Source organism: Streptomyces chengmaiensis (assembly GCF_029846775.1).
Classification (GTDB): Bacteria; Actinomycetota; Actinomycetes; order Streptomycetales; family Streptomycetaceae; genus Streptomyces; species Streptomyces chengmaiensis.
The window spans coordinates 1-15,681 of record NZ_JARWBG010000031.1; the positions used below are offsets into that span (position 1 = coordinate 1).

14 protein-coding genes and 2 pseudogenes are annotated in these 15,681 nt (G+C 71.6%); 10 read left to right on the forward strand and 6 right to left on the reverse strand.

The annotated features are described in order from the left end of the window. The 3 genes from QCN29_RS23555 to QCN29_RS23565 form a co-directional block, all read right to left on the reverse strand. A partial coding sequence (locus tag QCN29_RS23555) for an NADH-quinone oxidoreductase subunit C (RefSeq protein WP_279930622.1) occupies positions 1-715 on the reverse strand: 715 nt, incomplete at its 3' end. Continuing rightward, positions 712-1,374, reverse strand: coding sequence for an NADH-quinone oxidoreductase subunit B (locus QCN29_RS23560; protein ID WP_279930623.1), 663 nt, complete (start codon positions 1,372-1,374; stop codon positions 712-714). The genes QCN29_RS23560 and QCN29_RS23555, both read right to left, overlap by 4 nt. After that, complete coding sequence (locus QCN29_RS23565) at positions 1,365-1,766, reverse strand: NADH-quinone oxidoreductase subunit A (RefSeq protein ID WP_240135401.1); 402 nt, start codon at positions 1,764-1,766, stop codon at positions 1,365-1,367. Before QCN29_RS23565 ends, QCN29_RS23560 begins: the two co-directional genes overlap by 10 nt. Before the next feature lie 322 nt (positions 1,767-2,088). Between QCN29_RS23565 and QCN29_RS37170 the strand changes: the two genes are divergently transcribed. The 8 genes and pseudogenes from QCN29_RS37170 (at position 2,089) to rarD (ending at position 11,132) form a co-directional block, all read left to right on the forward strand. Then, the gene (locus tag QCN29_RS37170) at positions 2,089-2,625 is read left to right on the forward strand and encodes a sensor domain-containing protein (protein ID WP_450169920.1); all 537 of its coding nucleotides are present in this window, start codon (positions 2,089-2,091) and stop codon (positions 2,623-2,625) included. Further along, the gene (locus QCN29_RS37175; RefSeq protein WP_398859817.1) at positions 2,541-3,215 is read left to right on the forward strand and encodes a hypothetical protein; all 675 of its coding nucleotides are present in this window, start codon (positions 2,541-2,543) and stop codon (positions 3,213-3,215) included. The genes QCN29_RS37170 and QCN29_RS37175 overlap by 85 nt, the downstream gene beginning before the upstream one ends. 501 nt (positions 3,216-3,716) lie before the next feature. Then, positions 3,717-4,595: pseudogene (locus QCN29_RS23575) on the forward strand (sensor domain-containing protein); the annotation flags it as partial. A gap of 8 nt (positions 4,596-4,603) precedes the next feature. Further along, a pseudogene (locus tag QCN29_RS23580) lies at positions 4,604-5,257 on the forward strand (sensor histidine kinase); the annotation flags it as partial. A gap of 642 nt (positions 5,258-5,899) precedes the next feature. Beyond that, positions 5,900-6,559: a response regulator transcription factor gene (locus QCN29_RS23585; RefSeq protein ID WP_240135500.1), complete on the forward strand. Its 660-nt coding sequence runs from the start codon at positions 5,900-5,902 to the stop codon at positions 6,557-6,559. Positions 6,560-6,830: 271 nt separating this feature from the next. After that, complete coding sequence (locus QCN29_RS23590) at positions 6,831-8,819, forward strand: 2-oxoacid:acceptor oxidoreductase subunit alpha (RefSeq protein ID WP_279930626.1); 1,989 nt, start codon at positions 6,831-6,833, stop codon at positions 8,817-8,819. Beyond that, complete coding sequence (locus QCN29_RS23595) at positions 8,812-9,873, forward strand: 2-oxoacid:ferredoxin oxidoreductase subunit beta (RefSeq protein WP_279930627.1); 1,062 nt, start codon at positions 8,812-8,814, stop codon at positions 9,871-9,873. Before QCN29_RS23590 ends, QCN29_RS23595 begins: the two co-directional genes overlap by 8 nt. Before the next feature lie 296 nt (positions 9,874-10,169). After that, positions 10,170-11,132, forward strand: coding sequence for an EamA family transporter RarD (gene rarD / locus QCN29_RS23600; protein ID WP_398859819.1), 963 nt, complete (start codon positions 10,170-10,172; stop codon positions 11,130-11,132). On the opposite strand, the gene QCN29_RS23605 is transcribed toward rarD, so the two are convergent. After that, the gene (locus QCN29_RS23605) at positions 11,102-11,554 is read right to left on the reverse strand and encodes an SRPBCC family protein (protein ID WP_279930630.1); all 453 of its coding nucleotides are present in this window, start codon (positions 11,552-11,554) and stop codon (positions 11,102-11,104) included. The genes rarD and QCN29_RS23605 overlap by 31 nt on opposite strands. Continuing rightward, positions 11,551-12,237 carry a CGNR zinc finger domain-containing protein gene (locus tag QCN29_RS23610; protein WP_279930631.1) on the reverse strand — a complete coding sequence of 229 codons (687 nt, stop codon included), beginning with the start codon at positions 12,235-12,237 and terminating at the stop codon, positions 11,551-11,553. Before QCN29_RS23610 ends, QCN29_RS23605 begins: the two co-directional genes overlap by 4 nt. A 21-nt stretch (positions 12,238-12,258) precedes the next feature. Here QCN29_RS23610 and QCN29_RS23615 point away from each other — a divergent pair, with 21 nt between their 5' ends. Beyond that, complete coding sequence (locus tag QCN29_RS23615) at positions 12,259-12,714, forward strand: VOC family protein (RefSeq protein WP_279930632.1); 456 nt, start codon at positions 12,259-12,261, stop codon at positions 12,712-12,714. A gap of 234 nt (positions 12,715-12,948) precedes the next feature. Beyond that, complete coding sequence (locus QCN29_RS23620) at positions 12,949-14,271, forward strand: M28 family metallopeptidase (RefSeq protein ID WP_279930633.1); 1,323 nt, start codon at positions 12,949-12,951, stop codon at positions 14,269-14,271. A gap of 129 nt (positions 14,272-14,400) precedes the next feature. On the opposite strand, the gene QCN29_RS23625 is transcribed toward QCN29_RS23620, so the two are convergent. Beyond that, a complete protein-coding gene (locus QCN29_RS23625) occupies positions 14,401-15,669 on the reverse strand; it encodes a LolA family protein (RefSeq protein ID WP_279930634.1) in 1,269 nt (422 codons plus the stop codon). Between the last annotated feature and the right edge of the window lie 12 nt (positions 15,670-15,681).

The window sequence follows — 15,681 nt, forward strand, 5'->3', positions numbered from 1 at the left end:
GGCGCGCCGGCGCTGCCGGAGCGTCGGGGGTCTGGCCGGCCGAGCCCTCGCCCGCGGTGCGGGTGCGGCGCGGCGGCCGTTCGCCCGCGGCACGCGCGGCACGTGCAGGGCGCGCCGGGGCCGGGGGAAGCTGTCCCTTGAGGGGGCCCCACTCGTTCGGGTCGGGCACGCCAGGCGGCAGCATCTGACGGCGCTTCGGCCCCCCGTGCGCTGCGCCCGCCGCCGGCTCCCCCGGCTCCTTGGCCCCAGGCCATGCCTTCGCCACACGCGCCGCCAGCACGAAGTCCTTGCGCAGCGGATGTCCCTCAAAGCCTTCGGGGAGCAGCAGCGGCACCAGATGCGGATGGCCGGTGAACTCGACGCCGAACATCTCGTGCGTCTCCCGCTCGTGCCATTCCGCGCCCGCGTAGACGCCGACCGCCGTCGGCAGCTCGGGCGACTCGTGGGGCACGGTCGTCCGCACCAGGAGGCGGCGTACCGCCCCGCCCTCGACGGCGGCGACATGGGCGCAGATCCGGAAGCCGACGCCCGGCTCGTCGACGGCGCTCAGCCAGTCGAAGTAGGTGCAGCCCAGCTCGTCACGGGCGGTCCGGAGGGCGGAGATCCAGGAGCCGGCGGGGACATCGACGGTCAGCAGGTCGTAGGCGTGCTCGGCCGCAGCCTCCTCGCCGAAGATCTCGGCGGCGGCGTCGGGGAGCCGGTCGTAGCCATTCACCGCGTCTCCTCCTCCGAGGTCGCGGCTTCGGGGTCGGCGTCGGCGGACTGCGCCGGCGCGGGCGGCGCTACAAGGCCGCTGCGCAGCTCGCCCACCGAGGCCCGCCCGTCGGCGCCATGGCCGTACCGCTCGCCGAGCGACTCACGGGCGATCTTCTCCTGGAGCTTGAGGATGCCCTGGAGGAGCGCCTCGGGGCGGGGCGGGCAGCCGGGCACATACACGTCGACCGGGATGATCTGGTCGACGCCCTTGGTGACGGAGTACGAGTCCCAGTAGGGGCCGCCGCAGTTCGAGCAGGCGCCGAAGGAGATGACGTACTTCGGCTCGGGCATCTGCTCGTACAGCCGCTTCACGGCCGGGGCCATCTTGTCCGTCACCGTGCCGGAGACGACCATCAGGTCGGCCTGGCGCGGCCCGGGCGCGAAGGGGATCACGCCGAGGCGGATGAAGTCATGGCGGGCCATCGACGCCGCGATGAACTCGATGGCGCAGCAGGCGAGGCCGAAGTTGAACACCCACAGGCTGTAGCGGCGGCCCCAGTTGAGGACCACCTTCATCGGTTCCGGGGCCAGCCGGGCGAGCGCGCCGAGCCGTCCCCTGCCTGCGGCGGGGGCGCGCCCGGGGTCGGGCAGGTCGACGGGGGTAGGGGTCACGTCCATGTCAGGACCCCCTTCTTGTACGCGTAGAGCAGTCCCACGGCCAGGAAGCCGAGGAAGATGAACATCTCAACCAGCGTCGTCGCACCGTATCCGGCAGCGGCGAAGACGGTCGACCAGGGGAAGAGGAAGATCGAGTCGACAGCGAAGATCACATACAGAAACGAGTAGACGTAGTAGCGGACCTGGGTGTGGGCCCAGCCCTCCCCCACCGGGTCGACGCCGCACTCGTACGTCAGCAGCTTCTCCTGCGTGGGCACGACGGGCCGCAGCAGCCGCCCCGCGCCGAAGGCCACGGCGACGAACAGCACGCCGATGAGCACGAGCAGCCCGACGACCGAGTAGCTCTGGAAGTACTCCGCCGCGAGCACGGTCGACACGGTCGGTTCCGGCACGTCAGCCCCTCGCTTCCTGTCCTCGTTGGCACTCTGTTCGACGATCTGTACGCACGGGAGTCTAGGCCCTGCTAAAGAGACCGTAAGCAGGCGTCTCACGCATCGGTGGGGTTATCCCCACCCGCCCCCACCCCATGTACCCCATGGTGCGCCCCGGATACGGCCGTGGATGCTGTCGGGTATGACCGTGAACACCTCCGTTCCCGACCACGACCGGCTGCCGCCCGCCCGCCTCGCCTACGACGGCCGCACCTGGCGGGAAATCGCGCATCAGCTGGCGAATCTGCCGATGGCGCTCATCGGATTCGTCTACGTGGCGTTCATGATTTTCACCGGCGTCGGGCTGTCGGTGACGGTGGTCGGACTGCCGTGGCTGGCGCTCGGCCTCGCCGGGGCGCGGCTGGCCGGCAGAGCGGAGCGCGCCCGGGCGCGGGCGCTGCTGGAGGTGCGGGTCGACGAGCCGAGCGGTCTCGGCGCGCTGCCGCGCAAGGGCGGACTCCTCCCCTGGATGTGGCTGCGGCTGAAGGATCCGGTGGGCTGGCGGAGCGTCCTCTACTGCCTCGTCCGGCTGCCGTGGGGGGTGCTGACGTTCGGCGTCACGCTGACGGGGCTGTTCGTGCTGTGGCCGGTGCTGCCGTTCCTGGTGCGCGGGATGGCCAACCTCGACCGGGCGATGGTGCGCGGGCTGCTCGGCCCCTCCGACGAGCTGGAACGGCGGATCGCGNCGAACGCGACCTCCACGACGGCGCACAGGCCCGCCTCGTGGCCCTCGCCATGGACCTCGGCCTGGCCAAGGAGAAGCTCCTCGACGACCCGGACGCCGCAGCGGCGATGGTGGACGAGGCCCACGGCGAGGTGAAGCTGGCACTCCAGGAACTCCGCGACCTCGCCCGCGGCATCCACCCCGCCGTCCTGACCGACCGCGGCCTGGACGCCGCCCTGTCCGCGGTGGCGTCGCGGTGTACGGCCGCGGTGCGGGTGACGGTCGATCTGGAGCAGCGGCCGGCGGAGGCGATCGAAGGCATCGCCTACTTCACCGTCTCCGAGCTGCTGCAGAACGTCAGCAAGCACGCGCAGGCCTCCCGCGCCTCCGTCGACGTCTGGCGCGCCGGCGACCGCCTGATGCTCCAGATCCAGGACGACGGCCGGGGCGGGGCGCGGATCGACGGCGGCACGGGGATGGCGGGGCTCGCGGAGCGGCTGGACGCGGTCGACGGGCTGNAGGCCTCCCGCGCCTCCGTCGACGTCTGGCGCGCCGGCGACCGCCTGATGCTCCAGATCCAGGACGACGGCCGGGGCGGGGCGCGGATCGACGGCGGCACGGGGATGGCGGGGCTCGCGGAGCGGCTGGACGCGGTCGACGGGCTGTTCGTCCTGGACTCGCCGGAGGGCGGGCCGACGGTGGTGACGGCGGAGCTGCCGTGGCGCTCACGCGGGGCGGGTGGGTGACGCCGAGCCCCTGGGGCTCCGCCCCGGACCCCGGTCTCCAGGGGCTCCGCCCCTGGAAACCGGGCCTCGAACTCCCCGGCCTTCGTCCGGGGAGTGCCCCGAGAGGTACCCCCGGAGGCGCGTGGGGCACCCCCCCGGGGCCCCACGGAGGTGACCCAGGCGGGGCTTGATTCGGGCGACGCGCTGCCCGGGCTACGCTCCTCGATCTCCCTCAGCTGCCTCCTCGGGACTCCGTCCGGGGGCACCCGTAGAGGCCCCGCCTGGGGCACCCCCGTGGGGGTGCCCCAGGCGGGGCCGGAAATTCCAGCCCCGTCCGGGGCTGCCCAGGGGCGTCTTTCGGACGAAGTCCGGGGAGATTGAGGACACGGCCGAAGGCCGCACCGGGGGTCTGGGGGCGAGGCCCCCCGGTCACGGGAAGGGGGGTGGGGTGGGGAAAACCCCCGCCCAAGACGGAGAGCCCCCTCATGGTGTCCATGGCCTGAGCCCCGCAGGCTGGTGGACATGAGGAGAGCCGAGCCGACGACCCCGTATTCCACCGCCCCCGACGCGCCCCGCGCTCACGCGCTGCCGCCCGCCGTCCGCGCACCGCTGGAGGGGCGGACGTGGCGGGAGTTCGGGTATCTGCTGGTGGGCCTGCCGGTGAGTGTCGTGTTCTTCGTGTTCGCGGTGACGGCGGTGTCCCTGGGCGCCGGACTGCTGATCACGTTTCTCGGGGTCCCGATCCTCGCCGCGGGGCTCGCCGGATGCCGGGCGCTCGGGGCGGTGGAGCGGGCCCGGGCGCGGGCGCTGCTGCGGGCCGAGGTCGCAGATCCGGCACCGCTGCGGCCGGCCCGGAACAGCCTCATGGCATGGGTGGGCGCTGTCCTCAAGAGCGGAGCGTCCTGGCGGCATCTGCTCTACGCCCTGCTGCACTTCCCCTGGGCGGTGTTCGCGTTCTGCGTCTCCGTGACGTTCTGGCTCTACGGCTGGGCGGCGCTGGCATACCCGCTGTGGCAGTGGGTGTTCCCGCGCTATCTGGACCAGCCCGGCATCGCGCTCTACGGCGATTCGAGCGGGCGGCAGCTCTACGCCGACACTCCGTTCGAGATCGGCGCCGTCTCCGCCGTCGGGCTGCTGCTCGTCCTGGTCACCCCCTGGATCATCCGGGGGCTCACGACGGTGGACCGGCTCCTGGTGACCGGGCTGCTCGGCCCCTCGCGTCTGGACAGCCGGGTCGTCGAGCTGGAGTCGGACCGGGGAGTCGTCGTCGACACCGCCGCGGCCGACCTGCGGCGCATCGAACGCGACCTCCACGACGGCGCACAGGCCCGCCTCGTGGCCCTCGCCATGGACCTCGGCCTGGCCAAGGAGAAGCTCCTCGACGACCCGGACGCCGCAGCGGCGATGGNGAGCTGGAGTCGGACCGGGGAGTCGTCGTCGACACCGCCGCGGCCGACCTGCGGCGCATCGAACGCGACCTCCACGACGGCGCACAGGCCCGCCTCGTGGCCCTCGCCATGGACCTCGGCCTGGCCAAGGAGAAGCTCCTCGACGACCCGGACGCCGCAGCGGCGATGGTGGACGAGGCCCACGGCGAGGTGAAGCTGGCACTCCAGGAACTGCGCGACCTCGCCCGCGGCATCCACCCCGCCGTCCTGACCGACCGCGGCCTGGACGCCGCCCTGTCCGCGGTCGCCTCCCGCTGCACCGTGCCGGTGACCGTGGAAGTAGATCTGCCGGCCAGGCCCGTACCCGCGATCGAAGGCATCGCCTACTTCACCGTCTCCGAGCTGCTGCAGAACGTCAGCAAGCACGCGCAGGCCTCCCGCGCCTCCGTCGACGTCTGGCGCGCCGGCGACCGCCTGATGCTCCAGATCCAGGACGACGGCCAGGGCGGGGCCGCGGTGGGGCGGGGCGGGGAGAGCAGCGGGCTGGCGGGACTCGCGGAGCGGCTGGACGCGGTCGACGGGGTCCTGGTCGTGGACTCTCCCCCGGGCGGCCCGACCGCCGTCACCGCCGAGCTCCCGTGGCGCGGCCGGGCTGCCGGTCGCCCGCGCGGCTGACCGCGGCACCCGGCCGGGCCGGAGGGCCGACCAGTCCGCCCCCACATCAGCCGACCGGTCCGCACGCCGGCCCACCTGCCCGTCTGCCAGCCGACCCGGTCCGCCCACCTGCCCCTCTGCCTGCCGGCCCGGTCCGCCCACCTGCCGGCTGGCCGGCTTGTGCTTACGCCGACCGCCGACCCGTCGTCTGCACCCCCGGCACGTCCGTCGGCCGACGGACCGCCGACCGGTCCGCACGCCGACCCACCTGCCCGTCTGCCTGCCCCTACTGCCGGCCGGCCCAGTCCGCCCACCTGCCCCTCTGCCAGCCGGCCCGGTCCGCCCACCTGCCGGCCGGCCGGCTTGTGCTTACGCCGACCGCCGACCCGTCGTCTGCAGTCCCGGCACGTCCGTCGGCCGACGGACCGCCCGCCGGTCTGCACCCCGGCCCGCCCGCCCGGCCATGGGACGGCCCGCCCGCAGCGCACCGGCGAGCGGAACGTCCCCTACCGCCGCCCCGCCCCGCAAAGACGCCCGCTCCCGCCCCCGACCTGGGATGCTTGTCAGGCAGACACGGCAGACACGGCGGAGAAGCAGACACGCCGGGGAACAAGCACACAGCGAGTACACAGGGGGCAGCGCGTCGTGGAGGACCGGGACAGGGTGAGCGTGGTCATCGCCGAGGATTCCGTGCTGCTCCGGGAGGGGCTCACCCGGCTGCTGACCGACCGCGGGCATGACGTCGTCGCCGGCGTCGGCGACGCGGACGCGCTGATCAAGATCGTGGGCGACCTCGCCGCCCGGGACGCGCTGCCGGACGTCGTCGTGGCCGACGTGCGGATGCCGCCCACGCACACCGACGAGGGAGTCCGCGCCGCGGTGCGGCTACGCCGGGAGCACCCCGGCATCGGGGTGCTGGTGCTGTCCCAGTACGTCGAGGAGGAGTACGCCACCGAGCTGATCGCCGGCAACAGCCGCGGCGTCGGCTATCTCCTCAAGGACCGGGTCGCCGAGGTCCGCGAGTTCGTGGACGCCGTCGTACGGGTCGCGGGCGGCGGCACGGCCCTCGACCCCGAGGTGGTGGCCCAGCTGCTCGGCCGCAGCCGCAAACAGGACGTGCTGGCCGGTCTCACACCCCGCGAGCGCGAGGTCCTCGGTCTGATGGCCGAGGGCCGGACGAACTCCGCGGTCGCCAGGCAGCTCGTCGTCAGCGACGGCGCGGTGGAGAAGCACGTCAGCAATATCTTCCTCAAGCTCGGGCTCTCCCCGAGTGACGGGGATCACCGGCGTGTACTGGCCGTGCTGACCTACTTGAACTCCTAACCGGCTGACATCCTGTCAGGTGTTGAGTCAGTCACAAGCCAATTGGCAGTCCTACAACCGAAGAATGAGCAGGGAGCGTCTTTCCAGCAGGGCCGCAGCAACCCGGGGGAGGCGGGTCAACCGTGACAAACCAGGGCGACACGACGTCTCAAAAGGACGTCCATCATATGGGCGGTCCAAGGAAGGCCACCCTTGCCGACGTAGGGTTGGCCCCGGCACGGCCGATGGGCCGGCCGGGCCCGAGCAGCCGCCTCGAGGGAGGTCCAGTTCAGTGACCAGCCAGGTCAGTAGCCCAGTGGAGCAGACCGACGACCCGGAGAAGAGGGCCGACGACGCCCAAAAGGCGCGGTCCCGTCCGGATGGCGAGACGGTCATGGCCGGGCAGCCTTCGCCCGGTGAGGGTGGCGAGAAGGAGGTCCGCCGACTGGACCGGGTGATCATCCGGTTCGCCGGCGACTCCGGCGACGGCATGCAGCTCACCGGGGACAGGTTCACCTCGGAGACCGCTTCCTTCGGAAACGATCTCTCCACGCTGCCGAACTTCCCGGCCGAGATCCGCGCCCCCGCCGGCACGCTGCCCGGCGTGTCGTCGTTCCAGCTCCACTTCGCCGACCACGACATCCTCACCCCCGGCGACGCGCCGAACGTGCTCGTGGCGATGAACCCGGCCGCGCTCAAGGCGAACATCGGCGATGTGCCGCGCGGCGGCGAGGTGATCGTCAACACGGACGAGTTCGCCAAGCGGGCGATGGCGAAGGTCGGCTATGAGACCTCCCCCCTCGAGGACGGCTCGCTGGACGGCTACCAAGTGCATCCGGTGCCGCTGACGACGCTGACCATCGAGGCGCTGAAGGAGTTCGGGCTCTCCCGCAAGGAGGCCGAGCGGAGCAAGAACATGTTCGCGCTCGGGCTGCTGTCGTGGATGTACCACCGGCCGACGGAGGGCACGGAGTCCTTCCTGCGGTCGAAGTTCGCCAAGAAGCCGCAGATCGCGGAGGCGAACATCGCCGCGTTCCGCGCCGGCTGGAACTTCGGCGAGACGACCGAGGACTTCGCCGTCTCCTATGAGGTCGCCCCGGCGGGTTCGGCCTTCCCCACGGGCACATACCGCAACATCTCCGGGAACCTGGCCCTGTCCTACGGGCTGATCACCGCGTCCCGCCAGGCGGACCTGCCGCTCTTCCTCGGCTCGTACCCGATCACCCCGGCCTCCGACATCCTGCACGAGCTGAGCAAGCACAAGAACTTCGGCGTGCGCACCTTCCAGGCCGAGGACGAGATCGCCGGCATCGGCGCCGCACTCGGCGCGGCCTTCGGCGGTTCGCTGGCGGTGACGACCACCTCCGGGCCGGGAGTGGCGCTGAAGTCCGAGACGATCGGGCTCGCGGTCTCGCTGGAGCTGCCGCTGCTGATCGTGGACATCCAGCGCGGCGGCCCCTCGACCGGCCTGCCGACCAAGACGGAGCAGGCGGACCTGCTGCAGGCGATGTACGGGCGCAACGGCGAGGCCCCGGTCCCGGTGGTCGCGCCCCGCACCCCGGCCGACTGCTTCGACGCGGCGCTCGAGGCCGCCCGGATCGCCCTGGCCTACCGGACTCCGGTGTTCCTGCTCTCCGACGGCTACCTCGCCAACGGCTCCGAGCCCTGGCGCATCCCCGACCTCGACGAGCTGCCCGACCTGCGGGTTCAGTTCGCCACCGCCCCCAACCACACCACCGAGGACGGCAGCGAGGTCTTCTGGCCGTACAAGCGCGACCCGAAGACGCTGGCGCGCCCCTGGGCGGTGCCCGGCACTCCCGGCCTGGAGCACCGCATCGGCGGGATCGAGAAGCAGGACGGCACCGGCAACATCTCGTACGACCCCGCCAACCACGACTTCATGGTGCGCACCCGCCAGGCCAAGGTCGACGGCGTCGAGGTGCCCGACCTCGCCGTCGACGACCCGGACGGGGCGCAGACGCTGGTGCTCGGCTGGGGGTCCACATACGGCCCGATCACCGCGGCGGTGCGCAGGCTCCGCAAGGAGGGCCTGCCGATCGCGCAGGCCCATCTGCGCCATGTCAACCCGTTCCCGAGGAATCTCGGGGAGGTGCTCGGGCGCTACCGCAAGGTGGTCGTCCCCGAGATGAACCTCGGCCAGCTCGCCACCCTCATCCGGGCGAGGTATCTGGTCGACGCCCACAGCTACAACCAGGTCAACGGCATGCCGTTCAAGGCCGAGCAGCTCGCTTCGGCGCTCAAGGAGGCCATCAATGACTGAGACAGCGTCTTCTCTGCTGTCCCTGGTGCCCAAGGCCGAGGCCAGGCAGTCCATGAAGGACTTCAAGTCGGACCAGGAGGTCCGCTGGTGCCCCGGCTGCGGCGACTATGCGATCCTCGCCGCCGTACAGGGCTTCATGCCCGAACTCGGCCTGGCGAAGGAGAACATCGTCTTCGTCTCCGGAATCGGCTGCTCGTCCCGCTTCCCGTACTACATGAACACCTACGGGATGCACTCCATCCACGGCCGCGCCCCCTCGATCGCGACCGGACTCGCGGCCTCGCGCCGCGATCTGTCCGTCTGGGTCGTCACCGGTGACGGCGACGCGCTCTCCATCGGCGGCAACCATCTGATCCACGCGCTGCGGCGGAACGTCAACCTCAAGATCCTGCTGTTCAACAACCGGATCTACGGGCTGACGAAGGGGCAGTACAGCCCCACCTCCGAGCTGGGCAAGGTCACCAAGTCGACGCCGATGGGGTCGCTGGACGCCCCCTTCAACCCCGTCTCGCTGGCGCTCGGAGCCGAAGCCTCCTTCGTCGCCCGCACCGTCGACTCCGACCGCAAGCACCTCACCGAGGTGCTGCGCCAGGCGGCCGACCACCCGGGCACCGCGCTGGTGGAGATCTACCAGAACTGCAATATCTTCAACGACGGCGCGTTCGAGGTCCTCAAGGACAAGCAGCAGGCCCAGGAGGCGGTCATCCGCCTGGAGCACGGGCAGCCGATCCGCTTCGGCACGGACGGCGAGAAGGGCGTCGTCCGGGACCCGGAGACCGGCGATCTGGCCATCGTCGCCGTCACCCCGGAGAACGAGTCGCGCATCCTCGTCCATGACGCGCACGCCGCCAGCCCCACCACGGCCTTCGCGCTCTCCCGCCTCGCCGACCCCGACACGCTGCACCACACGCCCATCGGCGTGCTGCGCAGCGTGCAGCGGCCGGTGTACGACACGCTGATGGCCGATCAGCTCGACTCGGCCATCGAGCAGAACGGCAAGGGCGATCTGGCCGCACTGCTCGCCGGAGGCGACACCTGGACGGTCGTCGGCTGACGCCCGTGCGGAGGCCACGCCCAACAAGGAGAGCACGCCGAACAAGGGGTGCGGGACCCGGTCCCGCACCCCTTGGCGTCTTCCGCTGCAGGTCCGGCTTGGCGTCTTCCGCGGCAGGTCCGGCACCCGGACGGCGACCGCCGCACGAACGTCATGACCGTATGCCGATACGGGCATGACTTCTGCCCGTGCGACGCGTACCTTCATCCAGGGTTGGCGCACGCAGGGCGGGAGGTCCAGTGACATCGCAGAGTGAGCAGCGGGCGGGTCTGCTGTACGGGATCGGGGCCTATGGGATGTGGGGCCTGGTCCCGCTCTTCTGGCCGCTGCTGAAGCCGTCCGGGGCGCTGGAGATCCTCGCCCACCGCATGGTCTGGTCGCTTGTGTTCGTGGCCCTGGCGCTGCTGGCGCTGCGACGCTGGGGCTGGGCGCGCGAGCTGATACGCGCCCCGCGCAAGCTGGGGCTCCTCACCCTCGCCGCAACCGTGATCACGGTCAACTGGGGGGTGTACATCTGGGCGGTCAACTCCGGCCAGGTCGTCGAGGCGTCGCTCGGCTACTTCATCAACCCGTTGGTCACCATCGCCATGGGCGTGCTGCTGCTGAAGGAGCGGCTGCGTCCGGCGCAGTGGGCGGCCGTCGCCGTCGGCTTCGCGGCGGTGCTGGTGCTGGCGGTCGGATACGGCCGGCCGCCGTGGATCTCCCTGATCCTCGCGTTCTCCTTCGCCTTCTACGGACTGATCAAGAAGCGGGTGAACATCGGCGGGCTTGAATCGCTGGCCGCCGAGACGGCCGTCCAGTTCCTTCCGGCGCTCGGCTTTCTGCTCTGGCTCGGAGCGGACGGCTCGCTGTCGTTCGGCGCACACGGCGCGGTGCACGCCTCGCTGCTCGCCGCGACCGGCCTGGTGACGGCGCTGCCGCTGATCTGCTTCGGCGCAGCGGCGATCCGGGTGCCGCTCTCCACCCTGGGGCTGCTCCAGTATCTGGCTCCGGTCTTCCAGTTCCTGCTGGGCGTCTGGTACTTCCACGAGGCGATGCCGCCGGAGCGGTGGGCGGGCTTCGCCCTCGTCTGGCTGGCGCTCACGGTGCTGACCTGGGACGCCCTGCGCACGGCCCGTCGTAACCGCGCGGAGGCCGAGCGACTGGCGGCGGCGCACACCGAGCAGGCGGACACCGAGCATGCCCGCGTCGAGCCGAAGGGGGCGAAGGGGGCGAAGGAGGAAGGGCCTTACGCCCCGGCGTCGACGCCCAGCGCCTGAACCACCTCGGCCATGACGCGCTTGTAGTGCGCACGCCGCCGTTCCCGCTCGGCGGCGTCCGCCAGGTGCTCCTGGTGGAATCGGAGCACGCTCCGCCCGCCCGGGGCCGCGGAAACGGCGACCTGCACCGTGGTCGGGCCGCAGGTCAGCCGGATGCGGTCGCCGGGGCGGAAGCCGCGCACCTCGCCGCGGTACCCGTCCCGGGTCTCGTACGACTCCCCTTTCTCACACGGCAGCGCACCGCCGCGCAGCTCGCCGAGCCAGAGGGCGACGCCCGCGGGGCTCGCGATGAAGTCCCACACCTCGGACGGCGGCAGGGACAGGGTCCTGGAGACCCCGATCTCCCAGCCGGCGTCCCGGGTGAGCCCGACGGGTGCGGCGCTGCGTGTCGGCGTCCCTCGTGCCGGCGTCCCTCGCGTCATGACGCTGCTCCTTCCGTGCCCTCGATGCCGTCTGTGCCTGCCGTGCCGTCCACGTCTTCCGCGCTCTGCCCGGCTTCCCTGCGTTCGGGGTCTTCGGCCTGCCGGGCACGGTGTGCCCGGACCTTGCTGCGGTTGCCGCAGTTCTCCATCGCGCACCAGCGACGGCGGCCCGGCCGTGAGGTGTCGACGAAGAGCAGATAGCAGTCGTGCGCGCCGCACTGGCGGATGCGGTGCGCATACGGCCCGGTCAGCAACTCGATCGCATCACGCGCCACGGCGGACAGAAGCTGTGCGCCGCCGGCCCCCGGCGCCCAGCCGCGTACGCCCCCGGTCGTGATCAGCGGGACGGGCGGGGGGACGGCGGCCGCGGCGTTGACCCTCCCCAGATCGAGGGAGGCCGGCGGACTGCCCTGCACCCGCCCCTCGACCAGCCGCCACAGCGCATTGCGCAGGTCGCGCGCCGCCGTGACCTCCTCCGGCGACACGACCGGGGCCAGCCCGTCGGGCAGCCTGCTCTCCTCCGCCCAGCGCACCAGGTCGGCGGGTTCGTGCAGCGACTCGTACCGCGCATAGGCCCCGGGGCCGCCCGTGGGCAGCAGCTCAAGGCAGAGCGCCCCCGGGTCGAAGCGATAGGGACGGCCTTCCGGAGTGTTCAGGGTCAGCCCTCTTGCCACCTCACTCATGAAACCAGTATAACCGGTTACATGACCGCAGTGCACTGGAAACTCGTGATCGACACCGCCGACCCGCACGCCCAGGCCGACTTCTGGGCCGCGGCCCTCGACTATGCGCGGGAGGACCACAGCGTGCTCATCGAGCAGCTGCGCGGCTCGGGCCGCCTGCCCGAAGGGGCGACAGTCGCATCGCACGGCCGTCCGGCCTGGCGGGATTACGCCGCCGTCCGCCATCCGGACGATCCGTATGACGAGGTGACCGGCGTCGGCCTGGGCCGCAGGCTCCTCTTCCAACGCGTCCCGGAGCCCAGGCCGGAGACCAAGAACCGGCTCCACCTCGATCTGCATGTCGGCCAGGAGCGGCGAGAGGCCGAGGTCGCACGACTGGAGGGACTGGGGGCGCGGGTGCTGTACCGGATCGACGAGCCGATGGGGGCCTGGGCGACGATGGCCGATCCGGAAGGCAATGAATTCTGCGTGGAATGAACCTGCCGCGAACCCGTCCGCTATATGAACATTGCTGACCGGTTTCCGCCCTTGACGGTGAGTCAGTCCCTCCCTGACCATTCAGCACACGCTGCGCACCAATAGCCGGGCCATGAGTCGGCCATTGTCTGCGCGCGCTCTGCGCGTCTTTTGCTCCAGCGCCCTGGGACACCGCCGTCCTCGGGCGTCACGCACGTTCCGTCCTGTCCCCGTACGGAATATCGGAGCCCCCACATGAGTCTCTCCGTCCCCAGACGCACCGCCGCCGTTGCGGTTCTGGCCCTCGCCGGACTGCTGGGCGCCGCCGCGCCCGCGACGGCGGCCGCGCCGTCCGCGGCCGCCGTCGGTCCGCTTGCCGCCCCCGACATACCCGTGGCGAATGTCAAGGCGCATCTGACGCAGTTCCAGTCGATCGCCTCCGCCAACGGCGGCAACCGTGCGCACGGCCGCCCCGGTTACCGGGCGTCCCTCGACTACGCGAAAGCGAAACTGGACGCCGCCGGATACACCACGACCGTGCAGCAGTTCAGCTCCAACGGCGCGACCGGCTACAACCTGGTCGCCGACTGGCCGGGCGGCGACCCCGACGACGTCCTGATGGCGGGCGCGCACCTCGACTCGGTCTCCTCGGGCCCCGGCATCAACGACAACGGCTCCGGCTCCGCAGGCGTGCTGGAGACCGCGCTCGCCGTCTCCCGGGCCCAGCTGGAGCCGACGAAGCATCTGCGGTTCGCCTGGTGGGGCGCGGAGGAGCTGGGGCTGGTCGGCTCCCGGCACTATGTCAACACCATGCCGTCCGCGGAGCGTTCGAAGATCTCCGGCTATCTCAACTTCGACATGATCGGGTCCCCGAACCCCGGGTACTTCGTCTACGACGACGACCCCGTGCTCGAAGCCACGCTCAAGGACTACTTCGCCGGGATCGGCGTCCCCACCGAGATCGAGACCGAGGGCGACGGCCGCTCCGACCACGCCAACTTCAAGAACGCCGGCATCCCGGTCGGCGGGCTGTTCACCGGAGCCGGCCGCTACAAGTCCAGTGCCCAGGCGGCGAAGTGGGGCGGCACGGCGGGCCAGGCCTTCGACCGCTGCTACCACCGCTCCTGCGACACCACCTCGAACATCGACGACACCGCGCTGGACCGCAACAGCGACGCCATCGCGCACGCCGTGTGGACGCTCGGCGCCGAGCCGACCACCCCGCCCGACGGCGACGTCTACGAGAACACCGCCGACGTCTCCATCCCCGACTACGGAGCCGCCGTCACCTCCTCCGTCACCGTCACCGGCCGCGCCGGCAACGCGCCCTCCGCGCTCCGGGTGGGCGTGGACATCAAGCACACCTGGCGCGGGGATCTGGTCATCGATCTCGTGGCTCCGGACGGGAGCGCCTACCGGCTGAAGAACGCGAGCGGCGGCGACTCGGCGGACAACGTGATCGAGACGTACACGGTGAACGCCTCCGACGAGACCGCGAACGGCACCTGGCAGCTTCGCGTCCAGGACGTGGCCCGTTGGGACACCGGCTATGTCGACAGCTTCCGGCTGACCTTCTGAGCCCGTCCGGGGCCGTCCCGGTCCGGGGTGAGCCCCGGCGGGGGCCGCAGACCGCCACCCCCCACAGGAGACTGCATGCGCGTGCCCTGCGGCGCGCGCATGCAGTCGTCCGTCAGCCGCCGCAGACGGTCACTTCGCTTCGTCAGCCGCCTTCACCAGCGCGTCCTTGGTGACCGCGCCGACATAGACCGTCCCGTCGTCCGTCATCAGGGCGTTGACCAGCCGGGTGGAGAAGAAGGTGCCCGAGCCGAACTTGCCCTCGACCTTGTCGCCGAAGGAGTCCAGCAGCCCGCGGGCCTCGGCCGGCAGGTCCTCGCTGTCCTTCATCTCGGACAGCGGCGCACCGCCCGGGACCTCGACCCTGGCGATGGACGTCCAGCCCTCGCCGATGACGTTCAGGCCCTCGAAGTCCTCCAGGCCTTCCAGTTCCTCCAGTTCCTCCGCGTGCTTGCCGCCCTTGCCCGGCTCGGCGATCCCCGCGTGCTGCCGCTCAAGCTCGTCGGCCTCGGTCACCTTCGTCCCCTTCGGCGGGGTGAAGTCAAAGACGGAGCCGTCCGGCCTGGAGAAGTCGACCTTGGTGAATCCGGCGTCGATCGCGGCCTTGCCGCCGCTGCTCGGGATCAGCGTGAACTTCAGCGGCACGCCGTTCTGCGCGTCCACCGCTATCTTGACCGAGCCGATCGTCGAGCCCTGCTGCTTGGGCTTGATCACCAACTGGTAGGCGTCGCGCCCGGCGACGTGCGCTGTGCCGCCGACGGTCACCGAGGTGGTCTCGTCCGCCGCCTTGAGCACCTGGTCGGCCAGTTCCTTGGGTGTGGCGGGGAGGTCGTCCGGGAGGGGCTCCGCCGGCTCGTCCGCGCCCGCCCCGGACTTCTTCTCCGTGCCGTGCACGGCCTCCTCGGCGGCGCTGTCGTATGCCCAGAACTCCTCGCCGTCGTGGATCAGGCTGTACTCGCCCGCACCCTCGACGATCGTCAGCCGCTGCCGGTCGGGGCCGTCTGCGGCGACCCGCAGTGTGTGCGTGCCCGTGGCGAGCTCCATCAGCTTCGCGTCGGGCGAGGCGGCGGAGCCGGGGCCCGAGCCGTTCCCGCCCGCCGTGCCGGCCAGGCCGCCGAGGTCCGAGAGCCCGGCCAGCGCCGGGAGCCCCAGATCCGTGCGGATCTTCACGGTCCCGGAGAACTGCTCGGCGTCCGACGCGGCCATCTTCTCGATCAGCTCCTGAGCGCTGATCTTCGGCAGGTCCGGGTCACCGGCCGCCGCGAGCGCCGGGACGAGCCCGATGGTCGCCGCGGCGGCCCCGGCCACCGCGACCGGGACGAGATAGCGGGCGGCCTTGCGGCGTCCCGCAGTGAGGTCCTCGGCCTCTTCGGTGGTCTGTGCGCTGTCGTTCGGTGCCATGGTGTGCCCTCA